Origin of the sequence: Streptococcus sp. LPB0220 (assembly GCF_008727815.1) — a bacterium.
Lineage (GTDB): Bacteria > Bacillota > Bacilli > Lactobacillales > Streptococcaceae > Streptococcus.
Genome location: NZ_CP044230.1, coordinates 248125 through 268677, shown reverse-complemented (window position 1 = coordinate 268677; position 20553 = coordinate 248125). Strand labels below are relative to the sequence as shown.

Sequence of the window (20553 nt, the reverse complement as noted above, 5' to 3'; positions counted from 1 at the left end):
CATTTTTATTTTACAACAATATTAACCAATTTAGTTGGCTTCAATAGTCCAGTGGACTATTGAAGGTGGCAGATAGGGCTAATAAACTCGTTATTTAACAACGATATTAACAAGTTTATTAGGGACACTAATCACTTTCACGATGTCCTTGCCATCGATCTCTGCTTTGACTTTTTCGTCAGCTAGAGCGACTTCTTGCAATTCTTCGCGTGAAAGATCTTTAGCGACCATGAGTTTGGCACGGACTTTTCCTTTGATTTGAACGACGATTTCGATTTCGTCTTCAACCAATTTGCTTTCGTCCCATGTTGGCCAAGCTACGTAAGAGATAGACTCACCGGTTGCTGCGACTGTTTGCCAGAGTTCTTCTGCCAAGTGAGGGGCAAATGGGGCAATCAATTGGATAAAGCCTTTGGCGTAATCCACATAGAGTTTATCTTCCTTGTTAGCAGCGTTGACAAAGACCATGAGCTGGGCAATGGCTGTGTTGAATTTCATAGACTCGATTTGCTCAGTAACAGCTTTAACGGTTTCGTTATAAACCTTATCAAGAGTGCCATTGTTTTCCGCAACGATTTCTTTACTTGTAATCAAACGATACACACGGTCAAGGAATTTACGGCTTCCTTCCAATCCTTCTTCAGACCAAGCGATAGAAGCATCGAGTGGTCCCATGAACATTTCATAGACACGAAGGGTATCCGCACCGTATTGTTCCACCACATCATCTGGGTTGACCACGTTCTTGAGGGATTTAGACATCTTGGCTGGCGCCTGCTCCAACTCTTCTCCTGTTTCCACATGGCAGAAGCAACCGTCACGTTTTTCAACCTTGTCAGTCGCCACAAGAGCTCCACGGTGGTCACGGTAGCTAGTTCCCAAGATCATTCCTTGGTTAAAGAGTTTTTGGAAGGGCTCTTTAGTAGGTACAACACCAAGATCATAGAGGAATTTGTGCCAGAAACGAGCGTAAAGCAAGTGAAGCACGGCGTGTTCTGCACCACCCACGTAGATATCGACTGGCAACCATTGTTTGAGAAGGTCCTCGTCAGCCAATTTCTCAGTGTTGTGTGGATCGATATAGCGGAGGTAGTACCAGCTTGAACCAGCCCATTGTGGCATCGTATTCGTCTCACGACGACCTTTGACACCATCTTCGCGGGTCACTTCCAGCCAGTCTGTCAAGTTGGCCAATGGGCTTTCACCAGTACCTGAAGGGCGGATGTCCTTAGTCACTGGCAAGACAAGTGGCAATTCACTTTCTGGAACAGCTGTTGAAGTTCCATCTTCCCAATGAATGATTGGGATTGGTTCACCCCAGTAACGTTGACGGCTAAAGAGCCAGTCGCGGAGACGGTAGGTCACCTTTTCTTGACCAAAGCCTTTTTCTTCTAGCCAAGCCACGATTTTAGCAATCGCTTCTTCTTTGTTGAGACCGTTCAAGAAGTCAGAGTTGACGTGAAGGCCATCTTCTGTGTAAGCAGCCTCTTCAACATTCCCACCTTCAAGTACTTCTACGATTGGAAGTCCAAACTGTTTAGCAAATTCCCAGTCACGCTCATCGTGGGCAGGTACGGCCATAACAGCACCTGTACCGTAGCTAGCAAGAACATAGTCGGCAATCCAGATTGGAATTTCTTTGCCATTGACAGGGTTGATGGCATAAGCACCAGTCCAAACCCCTGTTTTTTCCTTGGCAAGGTCTGTACGAGCCAAGTCTGATTTAAGGCTAGCTTGGTGTTTGTAGTCCGCTACAGCCTCAGCTTGTTCAGATGTCGTGATGGCATCTACTAGTTCATGTTCAGGCGCCAAAACAGTGAAGGTCGCACCGAAAAGAGTATCTGGCCGTGTCGTAAAGACTGTGAATTCCTTGTCTGTTCCTTTTACTTTGAAAGTGACATTGGCACCAGTTGATTTCCCAATCCAGTTGCGTTGCATGTCCTTGATAGACTCTGGCCAGTCCAGGTCATCCAAGTCAGCCAACAAACGTTCCGCATAGGCAGTGATTTTGAGCATCCATTGGCGCATTGGTTTGCGGACAACTGGATAGCCCCCACGCTCAGATGTTCCATCTGGAAGAACTTCTTCGTTGGCGATAGCTGTACCCAATTCTTCAACCCAGTTTACTGGCACTTCCGCTTCATAAGCTAAGCCTTTTTCGTAAAGCTTGGTGAAAATCCATTGCGTCCACTTGTAGTAGTTCGGATCTGTCGTATTGACTTCACGGTCCCAGTCGTAAGAGAAGCCAAGCGCATTGATTTGACGTTTAAAGTTGGCAATGTTTTCTGCTGTGAATTCCGCTGGGTCATTCCCTGTATCCATAGCGTATTGCTCTGCAGGCAAACCAAAGGCATCCCAGCCCATTGGGTGAAGGACATTGTAGCCTTGGGCACGTTTGAAACGGCTAAGGATATCAGTCGCTGTGTAGCCTTCTGGGTGTCCTACGTGAAGACCCGCTCCAGATGGGTAGGGGAACATGTCCAATGCATAAAACTTAGGTTTTGAAGCATCTGTTCCTGTCTTAAAGGTGTGATGGTCAGCCCAGTATTTTTGCCACTTAGGCTCGATTTCTTTATGATTGTAAAAACTCATAGCGTCTCTCCAATTTTCGTGATGCTCCTATTATACCATTTTTAGGCGATTTTTAAAGGTTCAGACAAAGAAAAAGACAGGTCCCATACGGGACCTGTCTCTCCTGTTTTCTTCAAGAAAAGTCTATTTCACATGCTTTTCAAGTTCTTCTTGCGCTTTTTTATTGGATTTTTCTTTTTCTTTCTTCCATTGATCACGCGCTTTGTCGTAGTCTTTAGCCGATACGACCTTGTCTTGAACTTCCAAATATTTATAGTTGAAGGATTGACCCTTGTGGCCTGTCCAAGCAAAGGCTGCAGAGTATGGTACAGTCTTACGAACGCCTGGAGAAGCTCCATCTGAATGGATCGGAATTAAGAGGGCACTATCGGTCAACCAAGCTTGAGCAGCAGCATATTTTTCATAACGCTTGTTCACATCTGTGGTTTCTTTTTGAGCATCCTCAATTAATTGATCGTATTCATCAAAACCAGCTGCTTTTGCGGCCGCATTGTTGGTACCAGCATCGAATCCAAAGTAGGCATTGGCATTTTCGCCAGATTTACCACTAGTGATATCAATGTAAGAAGATGGGTCCGTATAGTCTGGTCCCCAACCCAAGTTATTGTTTAGATCCCAGTCTTGTTGCGAAGCATTTTCAGCAAAGTAGGTGACCCGTTGAAGATCATCATCTGAGATCATTTTCAGATCAATAACAATATTTTCTGCTCCTAAAGTTGACTCGATCGACTGTTTGAAGGATTGGGCTTGTTTGATTCCTTCTGTATAAGTTGAAGAAGTTGGAAGATCCAAATGAATTGGGAATTCAACTCCTTGAGCCTGCAAATCTGCCTTGGCTTTGGCAAACTCTTCTTTGGCCTTGGTTGGATTGTAGAGGGTATCTTTTCCATCTGCGACAGAGACCCCTTTCCATTCATCCCCATAAGCTTCCAAGTCTTTTTCTACTGCATCCCCAAATTGTTGGCCATTGATTTGAACAAAGTTTGGTGGCGTAAAGGTATTACGGATGACCTTATTGGCAGCTGCTTCCCCGTTCGCCTGAGCTACATATGCCTTACGGTTGAAGGCAAACATAATGGCTTGACGGAAGTCCTTATTTAAGATTGCTTTCTTGGTCGAAGTCTTTTGAGCATCTGTGGTTTTAGCAGTAATTTCATAAGACTGACGGTCAATGTTGAAGGAAAGGTTATAGGTAGAGGAACCTTGGTCACTAAAGACGATATCGTCTTTGTGCTTCTTCTCTACACTCTTATAGTTAGAGCCACTTGGGAAGACACGGGCAACTGTATAGTCGCCTTTATCAAATCCACGGATCAAGGATTCTGAGTCTTGTCCATCATAATAGGTCAACTTCACTTTACTGATCTTGACATTATCCGCATCCCAGTAAGTTGGGTTCTTTTCCAAGGTCGCAGAAGATTTAGAAGTGATGGATTTGATCAAATAAGGACCGCAATATAGGATACTAGACGGAGAAGTTCCTTGACCATAGTCATCTCCTTTAGATTTCAGGAATTCTTCGTTGACCGGCATCAAGATCCCCATCGTAGTCTTAGAATTCCAGAAACTTTCTGGTTGGCTCAAGGTATATTGGACTGTGTAATCGTCAATAGCTTTCACACCAACAGTTGAGAAATCAGATGTCTTCCCTGAAACATAATCATCCAAGCCTTTGACAGATTTTTGGACCAAGTAAATCGCTTGTGATTTCTTGTCTGCTGCGTGCTTGAGACCTGTGACAAAGTCTTTGGCCTTGACTTCTCCATATTCTTCCCCTTCAGAAGTCATCCATTTGACCCCTTTACGGAGTTTATAAGTATAGGTCAAGCCATCCTTGGAAACAGTCCAGTCTTTAGCAAGCGATGGGATCAAATTCCCGTACTTGTCCACTTCCAACAAGCCATCTATCGCATTTCCTGTAAACTCGGAAGTCGATTTTTTATTAGAAATCGAATAGTCGAGAGTATCTGGATCCTGGGTATAGACATAGCTATATGTCTGACCACCAGAGCTACTAGATTTCCCTCCTGAGCAGGCTGCCAGTACACCAGCTGATAAAAGCAGAGCGCTGGTAGCTAAGAGTACCTTCCCTTTATTCATATAAATCACCTCATTGTAAAAAATGTTATACTCAATTTAAATTATAGCACTTTCTAGGGAAATGTAAACGCTTTTACTGCGAAATTATTCTATTTTTTCTTTATTTTTTCAATTTCTACTTTTTCTAAAATTTTTTTAAGTTGAATCCCTGGCCTGTATGATATAATGGAATCTATGAATTATGGGAGACATTTACACAAACGACTTAAACACAGCCTCTTGTCCCTCCTTGTAGGAGTCTTGACATTAGGCCCTATTTCCACTGCTTTTGCGGACGACATCTACCAGCAAGAAGATGTCATGAAAATCGCAGCTGATGCTGGACTGGTATTGGATGATTTTTACAAGCCTAAGGCTGATATCGTCATCGACGCCAATACTGGAGCCATTTTGTACGGAGACAATATCGATACGGTCCGGGACTCTGGAAGCATGGCCAAGCTCATGAGTGCCTATGTGGTCTTTCGGGCCCTCAAAGAAGGCAAGATCAAGTACGATACCGTAGTCACAGCAACAGAGGCAGACCAAGCCATCTCGGAAAACAATCTGTTAAGTAACTCACCTATTGTAGCTGGTGTTGACTACAAAGTATCTGAATTGATCAAGATGCTCTTTGTTCCATCTTCTAGTGCAGCCGTGATCATGCTCGCCAACGCCGTCACTGACAATGATCCCGATAAGTTTTTGGACTTAATGAATCAGTACGCACAAGAAATGGGGATGAGTCATACCAAATGGCACAATCCAAATGGGGCGATGATCTCGGTGCTTCAGGGCTACTACAACCCTCAGCGCTACGATGTCAATGCCAATAACGAAATCACAGCGCGAGACATGTCGATTCTGGCTTATCACATCGTAAACGACCTGCCAGAAATGTTGGAATACACCAAGCAAGCGCACACCACGATCATGGAAGGAACCCCCTACGAGCAAAGCTACGATAACTACAATACTTCCCTCGAAGGTGGAAAGTTCGCCCTTAAAGGAACAGATGGACTCAAAACTGGATCCAGCCCGACTGCTGACTACAACTACACCGCGACAACCAAGCGGGGGAAACAACGGATTATCGAGGTCATTTTGGGGGTTGGGAACTACGATGTCGAGATCGCCGAAAGCTACCGCAATCAAATAGGGAATACCTTGGCTGAGAAAATGTTCGCAGACTACCAGTATAAAAAAATCCTTTCTGCAGGCGATCATACCATCGACGGGAAGACCATTCACTTGAAGCAAGACTTCTATGCGACCGTTAAGAAGGGGACGAAGCCAGCCCTTAAACTGGAAGACAACAGCCTAGTCGTTCAGAACGGCTTGCAACAGGTATCTCCAAGCATTAAACCTGAGGTGGCCGTCAGTGAGTCTAAAGCAACGACCTCTAGCAGTAAAAGCAAGGGACTCGATGTTATGTGGCTCTTCTGCTTCTTGCCTGCCGGAATTTTATACCTGATCTTTAAACAAACCGATCCAAAAAGAAGAAAATAGGAAAAGAACTCCCATTACCATAAGGTATGGGAGTTCTTGGTTTGTCGACAAAGCCATCTTAGGCCAAACCTTGAACGTAGGCATCTACTGCTACGATGGCTTGGGCAATATCAGAAGCCTTCACTTCAAATGGCATTTGATGGATGGTTTCTCCTTCGATGGTGGCCTGTTGGCCAACCTTGAGAAGATCTTCATAACTTGCAGTTTCAAGATGCATTTCTTTCAGAGTGGTTGGCATACCGATTTGTTGATAGAAACGAATGTATTTATTCAATTCTTCCTTAGGACGGTTTTCTAAGAACAATTGAACTAACGTTCCGTAGGCTACTTTTTCACCGTGAGTCAAATGGTGGATGTCCCCAGTAAGGGCTGTAAAGCCATTATGGATGGCATGGGCAGCTGCTAACCCACCACTTTCAAACCCAATACCACTAAGAAGGGTATTGGCTTCAATGATGTTTTCAAGAGCAGGGGTTACGACTTTGGCTTCACAAGCAGCCATGGCTTGGAGTCCATCAGCAAATAAGGTTTCTTCACAACGTTGTGCAATGGCGACACCCGCTAAGGTTTGTCGTTGACCCAACATGGTTTTTCCATTGGCTTGCATTACCGCACGCGCTTCGACCCAAGTCGCTAATCCATCTGCGATTCCAGAAGCGAGCAAACGTTTTGGTGCTTGAGAGATGACTTTGCTATCCACCAAGACCAATTCTGGGTTTTTAGAATAGAAAATATAGCGAGCAAAGGCACCTTCATCCGTGTAGATAACTGACAAAGCGGAAACGGGAGCATCTGTAGAGGCAATGGTAGGGGCAATCACAACTGGTGATTTTAAAAGATCGGCAATAGCTTTCGCACTATCGATGGTCTTTCCTCCACCAAGTCCAATGACCAAATCACAGCCATTTTCTTCTGCCAAACTAACCACACGATTGATTTCGTTATCAGAAGCTTCTCCATTGAAGAAGACTGGCAAAACCGTGAGCCCATTTTGACCAAGGTATTCTTCAAAACGCTTCCCTACGATATCATAGACCACTGAATCACATAGCAAAACAGGGTGATTCCCTAATTCTGAAATAGATTGCGCATTTTCAAATAAGGCATTCTCACCTTGAATGTAACGTGACGGACTTGCAAAATTTCTCATAGTCTGCTCCTTTAAAATTTATTTAGTTCACACCCATAGTAGCATTTATTTCTATGAAACTCAAAGAATTATACATGGCTCCAATCAATTAAATTTATCTGTTCACACAGTTGTTAGAAGCGCTTCATTTTTATTTGATGAATCTTATTATCAAAAATCCCCAAAGCTAGTTTCAGTAGGTTGAAACTTGGCTTTGGGGATTTTTATTTTTTTCACGAGCGATCAAGAAAATCAATCGCCTAACTGAAGTCAAGACTACTTCCTTTTGAAAAAAGATAAATCACTATCGCGAAATTGAACTCGCCCTAAAAGCGTCGAGAAAAAGAGAGATTGACTGGTGGACATGGCCCACATGGTCAATCTCCTATTTTCTTCTCGCTTTTTTTACGGGCTTAGTATCTTAGACTACCAAATGATCACGCGGTCTTCTGGTGCGCGCCACATGCCGTCGCCTTCTTTGACATCGAAGGTTTCAAAGAATTCGTCAAAGTTTGGTAATTGAACATTGGTACGGAGTTTTCCTGGTGCGTGGACATCGACACTTGCGAGAAGTTGCATGTACTCTGTCCGAGCTTTCATGCGCCAGATGCGAGCAAAGTTGGTGAAGAATTCTTCTGCTGAGAAATCTTCCTCTTTCTTAGCAGCTTCAAGGGCTGCAGCAATCCCTCCGAGGTCTGCCACGTTTTCAGAAACAGTCAATTTCCCGTTGATCTTGGCACCGTAGGAGTCTTGGCCTTCGAACTGATCGATGACCTTTTGCGTGCGAGCGGTAAAGGCTTCATAATCTTCTGGCTTCCACCAATCTTTCAAGCTACCGTGCTCGTCAAAGGAAGCACCATTGGTGTCAAAGGCGTGGGAGATTTCATGGGCAATGACCGCACCGATTCCGCCGTAGTTGGCTGATGACGATTGATGAAGGTCATAGAAAGGTGCTTGCAAAATAGCTGCTGGGAAGACGATTTGGTTTTGTTGCGGATCATAGTAGGCATTGACCATATTAGCTGGCATATGCCATTCGCTCCGATCGACTGGTTGGTTCCACTTGCTCCAAGTATGGGCAATGGAAATTTCGTAAAGGGCTTGAGCATTTTCCACCAAGGTCTTGCTCTCGTCGATGATCTTCTTGGCGTATGTTTCTGGTAATTTTTCAGGGTAGCCGATATGCGGTGTGATGACATTGAGCTTGACAATAGCTTTTTCGCGAGTTTCAGGAGCGAGCCAGTCTGCTTTTTCCAGACGATCCTTGTAGACCTCAATCATGGTTGCTACTTTATGCTCTACGTCTGCTTTTGCTTCTGGTGAGAATTTTTCACCCGCATACCAGAGTCCAAGCGCTTGGCTATATGGTACTTCTGCTAATGACAAGGCCGCCTTTTCTTTTGGACGAGGTTCTGGAATACCTGCAATCGTACGACTATATTCACCAGCCAAGACACGGATTTCTTCGGTCAAGAATAAAGTCCAATCTACGGCTGCACCGAGTTTCAATCTTGCATGAATGGTTTCCCAGTTGGCTGCTGAATAGAATGTTGGTGCGAATTCCTTCCAGAAACGCTCTTCTGGAACGATGATTTTATCTGGTGTTTGTCCGATCACTTCTGTAAAGAAAGTATCGAGTGGCAATTCTGGAACCAAGGCCTTGAAATCTGCCCACTCATAAGGATGGTAGAGTTTGTTGTACTCGGATCTTTCTTCATTTGACAAGATATATTTGGCCAATTCTGCATCCGACGCAATGACCTTATCCAGGATATCTTTGATTTCTGCCTCTGAGAATTCAAATTTAGGTAAAAGTTTTTCCATCATTTGGCGCCAGATAGCCAGTAATTCTGGGCCTTTTTCGTTACCTTCTTCATAGTAGGTCGTATCTGGCAAGATATGAGCCGGCGCTTCTCCCCACAAGACATTCATTTGGGCATTCATATAGTCTGGTGACACCATAAATGGCATGAGATTTGGTTTGCCAGCTAGTTCATAGGTACCCAACTTGCTGGTATAGTCTTCAAAAGAAGTCAGAGCCTTGATTTCATTGATCAAGGGCATAGCTGGAGCGACACCAGCTGCTTCCCGTGCATCAAAATCTGCCACCATTTTGTGGTATTTGACGAAGTTTTGCAGAATGCTGTCTTCAGGCAGCTCTTCTCCCCGTTGCCATTTCCCAGTGATATCCAACATCAAGTTTTCGATGTCTCGATCTAAGTCCATAAAACCACCAGTTGACGGTTTGTCATCAGGAATCACAGCTGTCTCAGCCCATTCCCCATTGACGTAATCATAAAAATCATCTTGTAAACGTACCATGATCTTCTCGCTTTCATTCTTTTCTAATAACCTTATCAAAAATAGGAACTTTTTTCAATGATTACAAGTAAGTTAATCTAAATTATTTTAAAAATTAACTTGACTTAATTTTTTTATTTATGTATATTAATAGTAAAGGAGCAAAATCATGATTCAAATTGAACATCTAAGTGTTGCCTACCAGCAAACACTGGCCTTGGAGGATCTTTCCCTCACCATCCAGGGTCCAACCATCCTAGGCATTCTTGGACCCAACGGAGCTGGAAAATCAACCCTGATCAAGGCCATGCTAGGACTTCTCCCTCATTCGGGAAAGGTCCTGCTCGATCAAAAAGATCTCGGCCAAGCTCTTCAACGAGTGGCCTACGTCGAACAGAAATCCGCTATTGATTTCCACTTCCCCATCACGGTGCGGGAGTGTGTCTCACTGGGTCTCTATCCCCATCTTTCTATCTTCAAGAGAAAAAGCAAAGAAGATCTCCAAAAGGTGGAAAATGCAATGAAGCTTGTCAATCTTCTTGATCTAGCAGATCGCCAGATTGGTCAGCTTTCAGGAGGGCAATTCCAACGGGTCCTAATCGCCCGCTGCTTGGTCCAAGAAGCAGAGGTCATCTTTTTGGATGAGCCCTTTGCAGGGATTGACTCCGTTAGCGAAGACATCATCATGCAAACACTAAAAACCTTGAAAAAAGAAGGCAAGACCATCCTGATCGTCCATCACGACCTCAGCAAGGTCCCTGCTTACTTCGACCAGGTCCTCCTTCTCCATCGTAAGCTGATTGCTTTTGGAAAAACAGAGGAAACCTTTACCAAGAAGAATCTGCATGCAGCCTACGGGCATGAACTCTTTATAGGAGGTGGCGTCGGATGATTACAGAATTTATCGATGGATTACAACAATTCCACTTCTTACAGAATGCCCTGATCACAGCTATTGCCATCGGGATTGTCGCTGGAGCTGTCGGATGCTTTATCATTTTGCGAGGAATGTCTCTCATGGGAGATGCCATCTCACACGCGGTCCTTCCGGGGGTGGCCCTGTCCTTTATCCTTGGCATCAATTTCTTTATTGGCGCCATTGTCTTTGGGCTTCTAGCTTCCATCCTTATCACCTATATCAAGAGTAACTCCATCATCAAGAGCGACACAGCGATAGGGATTACCTTTTCTTCTTTCCTTGCCTTAGGAGTCATCCTGATTGGAGTCGCAAAAAGTTCCACCGACCTCTTCCACATCCTCTTTGGGAATATCTTGGCCGTGCAAGACCAGGATATGTGGATGACCATCGGTGTTGGGGTGGCGGTCTTGCTGGTAATTGTCCTGCTCTTTCGCCCCTTGCTACTTACTTCTTTTGATCCCGTTCTAGCTCAATCCATGGGCGTCCGGGTCAAGATCTATCACTACCTCCTCATGGTGCTCTTGACTTTGGTTTCTGTCACTGCTATGCAGAGTGTCGGGACCATTCTCATCGTCGCCATGCTCATCACACCTGCTGCGACAGCCTATCTCTATTCCAATAGCCTCTGGTCCATGATGCTTTTGTCCTCTAGCCTAGGTGCTCTTGCATCCGTTCTGGGACTCTTTATTGGCTATAGTTTGAACATCGCCGTTGGATCTTGTATTGTCCTCACTTCTGCCGTCTTCTTTCTCATCAGCTTTTTTATCGCTCCTAAGCAGAGAAAGAACAAGCACGCTCTTTCGTCTCATTAAAGGAGAAACACATGAAAAAAATCGCTTCTGTCCTCGCCCTCTTTGTGGCGCTCTTATTTGGCCTTCTAGCCTGTAGCAAGGGGTCTTCTTCTGGAGCTTCTGGTAAATTGAAAGTGGTCACCACCAATTCGATCCTTGCAGATATGACCAAAAATATTGCTGGGGATAAGATCGAACTCCACAGTATCGTTCCCGTCGGCAAAGATCCCCACGAATACGAACCACTACCAGAAGATGTCAAAAAAACTTCGCAAGCAGACCTGATCTTCTACAACGGGATCAACCTTGAAACCGGTGGCAATGCTTGGTTTACCAAGTTGGTCAAAAATGCCAATAAAGTAGAAAACAAGGACTATTTCGCTGTTAGTGAGGGAGTCGACGTCATCTACCTAGAAGGCCAAAACCAAGCTGGAAAAGAAGACCCACACGCTTGGCTCAACCTTGAAAATGGGATTATCTACGCTAAAAACATTGCCAAACAATTGATCGCCAAAGATCCGAAAAACAAGGACTTCTACGAAAAGAATCTAGCTGCTTATACTGAAAAACTCAGTAAGCTCGACCAAGAAGCCAAGCAAGCATTCAATAACATCCCAGCAGACAAGAAGATGATCGTAACCAGCGAAGGTTGCTTCAAGTACTTCTCCAAAGCCTATGGCGTCCCATCTGCCTATATCTGGGAAATCAATACGGAAGAAGAAGGCACACCTGACCAAATCAAAACGCTGGTAGAAAAGCTCCGTCAAACCAAGGTGCCTGCCCTCTTTGTTGAATCCAGTGTCGATGAACGTCCTATGAAAACTGTGTCTAAAGATACCGACATCCCAATCTATGCAAAGATCTTCACTGATTCCATTGCCAAAGAAGGAGAAAAGGGCGATAGCTACTACAGCATGATGAAGTGGAACTTAGACAAGATCGCAGAAGGTTTGAGTCAGTAGCCCCTTCAGATTTCTAAACAAATCAGTGGCCCCTCCTCCGGTATTGCGGTACAATAAAAACAAAAAAAGGAGTCTTTTTATGGCAACATTTTTAGGAAACCCTGTTACCTTTACCGGATCTCAACTTCAAGTAGGGGAAATGGCTCATGATTTTTCATTGATCACTCCAGCTCTTGAAAAGAAATCTTTAGCTGATTTTGCTGGCAAGAAAAAAGTCCTCAGCATCATCCCATCCATCGACACAGGGATTTGTTCGATGCAAACACGTCACTTCAACAAGACCTTGTCGGACTTGGACGACACTGTCGTCTTGACGGTCTCTGTCGACCTTCCTTTTGCTCAAGGTAAATGGTGCGCTGCTGAAGGACTCGACAATGCTATCATGCTCTCAGACTACTACGACCATTCCTTCGGAAAAGCCTACGGCCTCTTGATCAATGAATGGCACTTGCTCGCACGCGCTGTCTTGGTCTTAGATGCAGACAACAAGGTGACTTACGTTGAATACTTAGACAACATCAACAGCGAACCCAATTACGACGCTGCAATCGAAGCCGTCAAAGCACTTGGGTAAACGAAAAAGAGGTCTGCGACCTCTTTTTGTCTGCTATAAAATCCGATGGAGCCCATTCTGGAGGAGAACCCGCCAGCGTAAGCGAGGGATGCCTCTGAGGAAACTTCGCACGCGTCTTGCCACTTGTTGCTTATAGCTCTTGCCTCCTTGTACAAAAACTCCTTTTCGACTCCAATAACCTTGCTCTCCTCGGTCATTCTTCGGAGCTAGATAGCGAACATCTTGCTGATAGAGGACATGCTTGCGAAAGGCTGGATCCCAAGCTTTGACGGGGTCAATATCTAAGTCCTTATGGGTCCGGCCCCTAGCCAACCCGTAGTTAAAACTGGCACCATTGACAATGCCATTTTCAGAAATTTCTACTGGATCGACTTCATTGAGGAAATGCCCAGCTTGATCGATAATATACTCCGTATGAAAATTTAACAAGACCTTGAAATTGACTTGTCGGGAGGCTCCTGATGGATAATGAAGGTGACCATCTGGCCCTAGGGAGACCTTGTTGTGAAGGCGAGCAGCCGCATAAGCATCCACCGTGACAGCTTTAGCCTCCTGTAGGTAAGCTTGTAAGGCCTCCTCGTCAGTCTGTCCAGCTCTCGAGTCATGCATCCTAATCCATTGTGCCTGGTAACTTGAAAGTAGGTAACGCAACTGGTGAACCTGGCGTTTCAAAAGCTGATCTCCCGACTGATCCGCTAAGGGATCCCTTTCAAAGGCGACCTGCACGACGCGTGAAAATGCCGTCCAAAAGTCGGATCCTGGCGGACAATCTGGAGCCATCCTACTCAGAAGAAAGGCTGTTCCTTCACAAGTTCCAGACAAGTCACTCGGCATTAGGAGAATTTTCATGACGCCCCTCAGTAAGTCTTGGGCAGCAGTCTCCGTTAGATCTTTGATCTCTTGAAACCACATGTTTTGAAACAGAGGACTGGCAAAGAAAAAGATAGACTGGTATTGTTCTTGGTAGGCTTGTGGATCTTTGTATCCCTGCAAGTGCTTCTCTAGATAGGCTAAACTATTTTCTCTCCAGCCTAGTCTCGCTAATTCCCGTCTGTTCATGATGCCGTCCTTTCTATGCTACTATACTACCATCTTTTGGAGCTTGAGACAATTCTCATTACTCCACTAGCGTTTTTGAGGATTTTTTTGATATACTAGAAGTGAGCGAAGAAAAGAGGAAAGCATGACACCAAACAAAGAAGATTACCTCAAGTGCATTTATGAAATTGGCACAGAAGTAGAAAAAATCAGTAATAAGGAAATCGCCAGTCGCATGCAGGTCTCTCCGCCTGCTGTGACCGAGATGATTAAGCGCATGGTCTCTGAGGGCCTCTTGGTAAAAGATAAGAACCATGGTTATCTACTAACAGATCTGGGTTCGCAATTGGTCTCTGATCTCTACCGCAAGCACCGCTTGATCGAAGTATTTCTGCTGGAAAAACTTGGCTACACAACTGAAGAAGTCCATGAAGAGGCAGAAGTTCTCGAGCATACTGTTTCTGAACATTTCATCGACCGGCTGGATCACATGCTTGGAAACCCTAAGACTTGCCCTCACGGTGGGACAATTCCAAAGAAAGGCGAAAGGCTTGTCGAAGCCTACCAAGACCGTCTCAGTGAAACGACCCAACCTGGTCTGTATATTCTGCAAAGGGTCTATGACACCTATGAATTGTTAAAATTCTTAGACCAGATCCATCTCCAGATCGGTGATACCATTGCGTTTCAACGGTATGATGATTACACAGGCCTCTATCACTTCGTTATCCAAGGACAAGAAATTTCTATCAACCAAGTGATCGCCCAACAACTCTATATTGAAAAACATGCAGTCTAACCCGACTGCATGTTTTCTTACTTATGGATTTTTTGTATCTAGTAAAATCGTCACCGGACCATCATTGATCAATTCAATCGCCATATCGGCTCCAAAGATCCCTCGTTTGACAGGGACTTCTTTTTCTAATTGATCATTAAAGGCATCATATAACTGACTGGCCATATCTGGCTTGGCAGCCCCTATAAAAGCAGGACGGTTGCCTTTTTTTGTCTCCGCAAAGAGGGTAAATTGAGAGATCGACAAGATTTCTCCTTGGATATCTTTGACCGAAAGATTCATCTTATCTTCCTCATCTGAGAAAATACGCATCTGCGATACCTTTCGAACCGCATAATCTAAATCTTTCTGGTCATCCTCAGGCCCTACTCCCACCAAAAGCAGCAAACCTTGCTGGATCGCATTGTAGACTTGACCATCAATGGAAACCGAGGCACTCTTGACCCGTTGAATCACTAATTTCATTTTACTATCCTATTTTATAAATCTATCGAGCATTCACTGCCACCCTTGAAAGAACATCAATCTCAGACAAGGCAGTGAGACGCAGGCACACTATCTGAAAAGTAAAGGCTGTTCAGTTGCTTTTAGTGCGAGGTAGCGAGACGAAGACAGTACTGTAGTACGGCGAGACGAGCTAACGAAGCAATAAAAGATAACTGAGCAGCCGACTAGCCGTTGGTACGCTTAACAGAGTACACCTCCGGTACACTCTTAATCTTATCCACAACTGTTGTCAACATAGACAAGTTTGGAATCCCAAAGGAAATGTGGATATTGGCAAATTTCATATCTTTGGTTGGTTGGGCATTGACGGTCGAGACCATCTTAGCTGTATTGGAGAGGACTTGTAGCACATCGTTCAGAAGTCCGGCACGGTTGAGTCCGTAAATATCGATGTGAGCGATGTAGTCCTTGGTCGTGTTGTTATCTTCCCACTCGACATCGATCAAGCGTTGCTCGTAGTTGTCTTGAGCTCGGAGATTCATACAGTCCTGACGGTGAATGGCAACACCGCGTCCTTTGGTGATGTAGCCAACGATTTCATCGCCTGGAACTGGGTTACAGCACTTAGCAATCCGAATCAAGAGCCCAGAAGCGCCTTGGATGACCACGCCACCTTCGTGACGGACCTTCAAGGTGTCTTTTTTATTTTCAACCTTGACCTCGCCACCTTTGACTAGCTCTTCTGCTTCTGCGCGTGCCTTAGCCCGTTCTTCTTCCCGGCGTTCATCCTCCGTCAAGCGGTTAAAGATGGTAATAGCTCCGATCTCTCCAAAACCAATCGCCGCAAACAAGGCTTCTTCCGTCTTGTAACTTGATTTTTGTAGCACTTTGTCCATGTGCTTTTTGTCCATGAACTTATTGGCTACCAAGTCATGCTCGTGGAATTGGGCCATCAAGAGGTCCCGACCCCGGTTAATCGACAATTCCTTGTCTTGATTTTTAAAGAATTGACGGATCTTGTTGCGCGCCTTGCTAGTTTTAACAAGGGTCAGCCAGTCACGGCTCGGACCAAAGGAATTGGCATTGGTGATAATCTCCACCTGATCTCCCGTCCGAAGTTTGGTATTAAGAGGCACCATCCGGCCGTTGACCTTGGCACCAATCGCTTTTTCCCCAACCTTAGTGTGGATTTCATAGGCAAAATCGATCGGTCCGGAATCTTTCGGAAGCGAGCGCACGGTTCCATCTGGTGTGAAGACGTAAATTTCTTCTGCCAGGATGTCTTCTTTTACATTTTCAACAAATTCTTTGGCATCGCCTGACTGGTCTTGGAGTTCCATCATCTCCTTGATCCAATTCATTCCAATGGCCGATTCCTTACTGTTGACTTGACCCTTGATCCCTTTTTTATAGGCCCAGTGAGCCGCAACCCCATACTCAGCAACCTCATGCATTTCCTTGGTTCGGATCTGGAATTCAATCGGTCCTTTAGGGCCATATACAGTCGTATGGATAGACTGATAGCCATTGGCCTTCCGGTTGGCAATATAGTCCTTAAAACGCCCCGGCATTGGCTTCCAGAGCTCATGGATGTAGCCTAGCATAGCATAAACATCACTTGGAGTATCCAAAATACAGCGGATGGCAATCAAGTCATAGATTTCATCAAAGCGTTTCTTCTTATCCTGCATCTTGCGATAGATCGAATAGATATGCTTTGGTCAACCATAAATTTTCCCATGCAGATGGCGTTCCCCAGCATAGGTCTCAATCTTGTGGACAACCTCTTCGACCAACTCTTCTCGCTCGCGACGTTTTTCCTTCATCATATGCGAAATCTTGTAGAATTCGACTTCATTCAGATAACGGAAGGACAAATCCTCAAGCTCCCACTTGACGCTGGAAATCCCGAGACGGTGGGCTAGCGGTGCATAGATCTCCATGGTCTCACGCGAAATGCGCTCTTGTTTATCCTTGCGCAAATGCTTGAGGGTACGCATATTATGCAAGCGGTCTGCCAATTTGACCAAAATGACACGGATATCTTGAGACATGGCCATGAGCATCTTGCGATGGTTTTCCGCTAACTGCTCTTCATGGGACTTGTACTTGACCTTCCCGAGCTTGGTCACCCCATCGACAATCACGCGCACATCATGACCAAATTCGCGCTCTAAATCATCTAAAGTCGCATCCGTATCTTCCACGACATCATGCAAAAAGCCACAGGCGACCGTCACAGCATCCAGTTTCAGCTTGGCAAGGATCCCTGCCACTTGAATTGGGTGGATGATATAAGGCTCGCCAGACTGACGGAATTGCCCATTATGGCAATCAACCGCATAGACCAAAGCCTTTTGCACAAAAGCAACATCTTCAGGTGATAAATATTTTTTTGTAAGGGCAACGACTTGGTCCCCTGTTAAATTCTCTTCTTTCGGCATGTATTTTCTCCAGTTTCTTGGATACTATTTTAACACTTTTAGAAGCAGATGGGAACCAATGAAGCTACTTTAATATACGGATACTTAATACACGGATACTTCTCGAAGATCATTCTGGGATCCACCTTGCTTTCATCATTCGTAAAAGTTTTTTGTAAAAAAATTAACGAAGCGATTCCTTCACTTCGTTAGTTCATTAATTCTGTAACAACGCTCACGGCACTGAGAGCATAGAGTGGGGCTGTTTCTGCTCGTAGGATGCGAGGACCAAGTCCTGCTAACACTGCTCCCTGAGCTGTAAAACTTTCAATTTCTGCAGGGGATAGACCGCCCTCTGGTCCAAAGATAAAGAGTAGTTTACTTCCAGCTTCTAATCCGGTCAGCGACTGAATCAGAGTAGCTGCCTCCCCCTCTTTAGCTGACTCTTCATAGGCCACCACGATCCGGTCAAACTGGTCAAGTTGTGCTAGAAAGTCTGCCTTTTTCTCAAAAAGGATAATGCTTGGGACCAAATTCCGCTTGCTTTGCTCGGCTGCTCCAAGGGCAATTTTTTCTAGTTTTTCGACCTTTTTACCCAACTTCTTGCCGTCCCACTTGGCAACGGACCAGTCTGCAGGGAAGGCCCATATTTGGCTAGCACCCAGTTCTGTTACTTTCTGAGTGATGAACTCCAGCTTATCTCCCTTGGGAAAGCCTGATGCAATGGTCACTTGGACTGGCAGTTCCACATTATCAGCTAATTCTTCGATTAGCTCCAATTGACGGGCTTCCACATTGACCACGCGCGCCAAGCGCTTGATCCCATCATCAAAGACTAGAGTAACTTCGTCCTCTTCTTTTAAGCGCATGACCTGAAACATGTGCTTGCTGGTTTCCTTGTCCTCTATGGTGACAGGTGAGCTAGCCAAGCCTTTTACAAAATACTGCTGCATGCTAGCCTCCAATCACACCGGAGACATCCTTGGTCTTCTTGAAGACGCAGGCATTCCATTCCCCTTGGATCATGTGGGTTTCAAGGAAAAATCCAGCCGACTCAGCCGACTCACGCACCATGTCCCACTTGTCCTTGATAATGCCACTCATGATCAGGTAACCTTCGTCCTTGACCAAACGATAAGCATCATCTGTCAGATGGATAAGGATATCCGCTAGAATGTTGGCCACGATGACATCTGCCTCAATCTCCACGCCCTTGAGCAAATCACCTGGGGCTACATGGATGTTTTCCATGCCAGAATTGAGCTCAATATTTTCCTGAGCGACACGAATCGCCACATCATCCAGGTCATAGGCGAAGATTTCCTTGGCACCTAGAAGTGAGCTGGCGATAGAAAGGACACCTGAACCAGTCCCCACATCTAGCACTGTTTCGCCACCGCGAAGAACCTGCTCCAAGGCAAAGAGGCTCATCTTGGTTGTCGGGTGGGTTCCTGTTCCAAAGGCCATACCAGGATCCAGCTTGATAATCTTTTCTCCCGCCGTTGCCTCATAGTCTGTCCATGACGGCACGATGGTCAAGTCATGAGTGATACGAGCTGGTTCATAGTATTTCTTCCAGTTGTCTGCCCAGTCTTCCTCAGCCAAGGCAGTCGTCCCCATCTTGACCTCTCCTAGATCCATAAAATCCGTCAATTCTGCTAAGCGAGCCTGCAAGTCCGCTTCAACCGCTGCTACATCAACCGTTTCCGGGTAGTAGGCCGTCACCACGATTTCTTCTTGCTGCTCGACATCAGGAAAAATCTCACCAAAGCGGTCGACATTTCCCACATAATCCATGCTGTCTTCGATTGCTACCCCTTGGGCGCCTAACTCGATCAAGAGATTGGAAACCAACTCCTCTCCCTCACGCTTCACTGTAACTTTTAACTCTTGCCATGTTTCCATCATTAAGATACCAAGCCCGTAAAACACAAAGCCAAAATTGGAAATTCTCTGAAGACGCTTGTGTCTAAGAGAAGTTTATATTTTTGGCACAGTGTTTAGGGCAGGTTCAGTTTAGAAATTTAACCGAACCATCCTTTCTATTTGTCAATCAATTTTTTCATGTAGACCATATCCATACCTTCTTTTTCAGGCTCGATATGAGTTTGACGGTAGCCATTTTTCTCGTAGAAGGCAACCATTCTCGCATCCTGTAATACCGTACACAAATCCCATTGTGTGATGGTTGACAATTCCTCTTCTAGCAATCTCAGTCCCTCAGAACCATACCCTTTTCCCTGATACGGAGGCAAAATCGCTGCGGTCCCTAACCAAGCTTCCGTTAACTCTTCATTGGTCTGAACTCGTAAAAATCCGATGTTTTCTTCATCTTTTTTTACAAAGTAGTAATAGCTATTGGGACGCTCTGCCAGTTTCCATTTGATTCGTTCACGGTCCTCGAGATAAGGGTCATATTCATCATGGTATTTTTCATAAACAGCCTTAAAGCTAGCTCTCTGAATTGCAATAATAGTTTCTAAATCCTCTGCTCCCGCTCGAACAAGTGTTATCATAAACCTTCCTCCAAATAATCCCTCAATCTCCCCTGTAGCTGAGGCACTGCCTGTTTAGACTTCAAAAATTCCTCAATAGGCATCAGTTTATAGGCCTGTCCTTCATTCCCAAAGGTAATATTGTCAAATTGTTCTTGTCTTAGCTGACCAACCATAAAGACCGATTGCTTGTCTTTAAAGATTACGCTAGGATAAATCTTGCTCCAAAGCAGACAGTCTTCATCTAAATGAATTCCCAATTCCTCATAAACTTCACGCGCTGCGCACTCGAAAGGGCTTTCGTTTCCTTCACGACCACCACCTGGCAACTCCCACATGTTGGGACAAGGGATATCGTCCTTGTCATCACGTAAGATAGTCAAGACCTTATCCCCACAAATCAAGGCAATCTTGCAACCTTGGAAATCCATTCTGCTATCCAATAATTCCATGATATTTACTCTTTTCTATGATAACAATTACTCTCTAGGAAAA

At 45.0% G+C, this 20553-nt stretch carries 16 protein-coding genes and 1 pseudogene; 6 read left to right on the top strand and 11 right to left on the bottom strand.

The features are described 5' to 3' along the window. Positions 1-90: 90 nt before the first annotated feature. Positions 91-2592, bottom strand: coding sequence for a leucine--tRNA ligase (leuS, locus tag LPB220_RS01540; protein ID WP_150905200.1), 2502 nt, complete (start codon positions 2590-2592; stop codon positions 91-93). A 123-nt stretch (positions 2593-2715) separates the two neighbouring features. Beyond that, positions 2716-4692, bottom strand: a complete 1977-nt coding sequence (locus LPB220_RS01535) for a peptide ABC transporter substrate-binding protein (protein WP_150905198.1) — start codon at positions 4690-4692, stop codon at positions 2716-2718. 165 nt (positions 4693-4857) lie between these two features. On the opposite strand from LPB220_RS01535, the gene LPB220_RS01530 reads away from it, so the two are divergent. Then, positions 4858-6180, top strand: coding sequence for a DUF1958 domain-containing protein (locus LPB220_RS01530; protein WP_150905196.1), 1323 nt, complete (start codon positions 4858-4860; stop codon positions 6178-6180). A gap of 58 nt (positions 6181-6238) precedes the next feature. On the opposite strand, the gene LPB220_RS01525 is transcribed toward LPB220_RS01530, so the two are convergent. Beyond that, positions 6239-7330 (bottom strand): glycerol dehydrogenase, encoded by a 1092-nt coding sequence (locus LPB220_RS01525; RefSeq protein WP_061591484.1) that lies wholly within the window; start codon positions 7328-7330, stop codon positions 6239-6241. A 405-nt stretch (positions 7331-7735) separates the two neighbouring features. Further along, a complete protein-coding gene (locus LPB220_RS01520; protein WP_150905194.1) occupies positions 7736-9631 on the bottom strand; it encodes a M13 family metallopeptidase in 1896 nt (631 codons plus the stop codon). Between the two features lie 148 nt (positions 9632-9779). On the opposite strand from LPB220_RS01520, the gene LPB220_RS01515 reads away from it, so the two are divergent. The 4 genes from LPB220_RS01515 (at position 9780) to tpx (ending at position 12856) form a co-directional block, all read left to right on the top strand. Continuing rightward, entirely contained in the window at positions 9780-10502 is a 723-nt protein-coding gene (locus LPB220_RS01515) for a metal ABC transporter ATP-binding protein (RefSeq protein ID WP_150905192.1), read from the top strand. Next, a complete protein-coding gene (locus LPB220_RS01510; RefSeq protein ID WP_118397261.1) occupies positions 10499-11341 on the top strand; it encodes a metal ABC transporter permease in 843 nt (280 codons plus the stop codon). The genes LPB220_RS01515 and LPB220_RS01510 overlap by 4 nt, the downstream gene beginning before the upstream one ends. A gap of 11 nt (positions 11342-11352) precedes the next feature. Then, positions 11353-12282 carry a metal ABC transporter substrate-binding lipoprotein/fibrin-binding adhesin FimA gene (gene fimA, locus LPB220_RS01505; protein ID WP_150905190.1) on the top strand — a complete coding sequence of 310 codons (930 nt, stop codon included), beginning with the start codon at positions 11353-11355 and terminating at the stop codon, positions 12280-12282. A gap of 79 nt (positions 12283-12361) precedes the next feature. After that, positions 12362-12856, top strand: coding sequence for a thiol peroxidase (gene tpx / locus LPB220_RS01500; protein WP_049473113.1), 495 nt, complete (start codon positions 12362-12364; stop codon positions 12854-12856). A 33-nt stretch (positions 12857-12889) separates the two neighbouring features. Here tpx and LPB220_RS01495 read toward each other — a convergent pair whose 3' ends face one another. Further along, entirely contained in the window at positions 12890-13915 is a 1026-nt protein-coding gene (locus LPB220_RS01495; protein ID WP_150905188.1) for a DUF3114 domain-containing protein, read from the bottom strand. A gap of 124 nt (positions 13916-14039) precedes the next feature. On the opposite strand from LPB220_RS01495, the gene LPB220_RS01490 reads away from it, so the two are divergent. After that, entirely contained in the window at positions 14040-14693 is a 654-nt protein-coding gene (locus tag LPB220_RS01490) for a metal-dependent transcriptional regulator (RefSeq protein ID WP_150905186.1), read from the top strand. Between the two features lie 21 nt (positions 14694-14714). Here LPB220_RS01490 and dtd read toward each other — a convergent pair whose 3' ends face one another. The 6 genes and pseudogenes from dtd to LPB220_RS01460 form a co-directional block, all read right to left on the bottom strand. Continuing rightward, a complete protein-coding gene (gene dtd, locus LPB220_RS01485) occupies positions 14715-15158 on the bottom strand; it encodes a D-aminoacyl-tRNA deacylase (RefSeq protein ID WP_150905184.1) in 444 nt (147 codons plus the stop codon). Positions 15159-15364: 206 nt separating this feature from the next. After that, a pseudogene (locus LPB220_RS01480) lies at positions 15365-17584 on the bottom strand (RelA/SpoT family protein). Positions 17585-17772: 188 nt separating this feature from the next. Further along, positions 17773-18516 carry a 16S rRNA (uracil(1498)-N(3))-methyltransferase gene (locus tag LPB220_RS01475; RefSeq protein ID WP_150905182.1) on the bottom strand — a complete coding sequence of 248 codons (744 nt, stop codon included), beginning with the start codon at positions 18514-18516 and terminating at the stop codon, positions 17773-17775. 1 nt (position 18517) lies between these two features. After that, positions 18518-19468: a 50S ribosomal protein L11 methyltransferase gene (gene prmA, locus LPB220_RS01470; protein ID WP_150906778.1), complete on the bottom strand. Its 951-nt coding sequence runs from the start codon at positions 19466-19468 to the stop codon at positions 18518-18520. Between the two features lie 137 nt (positions 19469-19605). Beyond that, complete coding sequence (locus tag LPB220_RS01465) at positions 19606-20079, bottom strand: GNAT family N-acetyltransferase (protein ID WP_031574866.1); 474 nt, start codon at positions 20077-20079, stop codon at positions 19606-19608. Further along, positions 20076-20510: an NUDIX hydrolase gene (locus tag LPB220_RS01460; RefSeq protein ID WP_031574864.1), complete on the bottom strand. Its 435-nt coding sequence runs from the start codon at positions 20508-20510 to the stop codon at positions 20076-20078. Before LPB220_RS01460 ends, LPB220_RS01465 begins: the two co-directional genes overlap by 4 nt. Positions 20511-20553 lie beyond the last annotated feature (43 nt).

What these genes read in the sequence shown, in the direction of transcription:
- leuS (WP_150905200.1), bottom strand. Translation starts at nt 2,592, where the DNA reads ATGAGTTTTTACAATCATAAAGAAATCGAGCCTAAGTGGCAAAAATAC.
- LPB220_RS01535 (WP_150905198.1), bottom strand. Translation starts at nt 4,692, where the DNA reads ATGAATAAAGGGAAGGTACTCTTAGCTACCAGCGCTCTGCTTTTATCA.
- LPB220_RS01530 (WP_150905196.1), top strand. Translation starts at nt 4,858, where the DNA reads ATGGAATCTATGAATTATGGGAGACATTTACACAAACGACTTAAACAC.
- LPB220_RS01525 (WP_061591484.1), bottom strand. Translation starts at nt 7,330, where the DNA reads ATGAGAAATTTTGCAAGTCCGTCACGTTACATTCAAGGTGAGAATGCC.
- LPB220_RS01520 (WP_150905194.1), bottom strand. Translation starts at nt 9,631, where the DNA reads ATGGTACGTTTACAAGATGATTTTTATGATTACGTCAATGGGGAATGG.
- LPB220_RS01515 (WP_150905192.1), top strand. Translation starts at nt 9,780, where the DNA reads ATGATTCAAATTGAACATCTAAGTGTTGCCTACCAGCAAACACTGGCC.
- LPB220_RS01510 (WP_118397261.1), top strand. Translation starts at nt 10,499, where the DNA reads ATGATTACAGAATTTATCGATGGATTACAACAATTCCACTTCTTACAG.
- fimA (WP_150905190.1), top strand. Translation starts at nt 11,353, where the DNA reads ATGAAAAAAATCGCTTCTGTCCTCGCCCTCTTTGTGGCGCTCTTATTT.
- tpx (WP_049473113.1), top strand. Translation starts at nt 12,362, where the DNA reads ATGGCAACATTTTTAGGAAACCCTGTTACCTTTACCGGATCTCAACTT.
- LPB220_RS01495 (WP_150905188.1), bottom strand. Translation starts at nt 13,915, where the DNA reads ATGAACAGACGGGAATTAGCGAGACTAGGCTGGAGAGAAAATAGTTTA.
- LPB220_RS01490 (WP_150905186.1), top strand. Translation starts at nt 14,040, where the DNA reads ATGACACCAAACAAAGAAGATTACCTCAAGTGCATTTATGAAATTGGC.
- dtd (WP_150905184.1), bottom strand. Translation starts at nt 15,158, where the DNA reads ATGAAATTAGTGATTCAACGGGTCAAGAGTGCCTCGGTTTCCATTGAT.
- LPB220_RS01475 (WP_150905182.1), bottom strand. Translation starts at nt 18,516, where the DNA reads ATGCAGCAGTATTTTGTAAAAGGCTTGGCTAGCTCACCTGTCACCATA.
- prmA (WP_150906778.1), bottom strand. Translation starts at nt 19,468, where the DNA reads ATGGAAACATGGCAAGAGTTAAAAGTTACAGTGAAGCGTGAGGGAGAG.
- LPB220_RS01465 (WP_031574866.1), bottom strand. Translation starts at nt 20,079, where the DNA reads ATGATAACACTTGTTCGAGCGGGAGCAGAGGATTTAGAAACTATTATT.
- LPB220_RS01460 (WP_031574864.1), bottom strand. Translation starts at nt 20,510, where the DNA reads ATGGAATTATTGGATAGCAGAATGGATTTCCAAGGTTGCAAGATTGCC.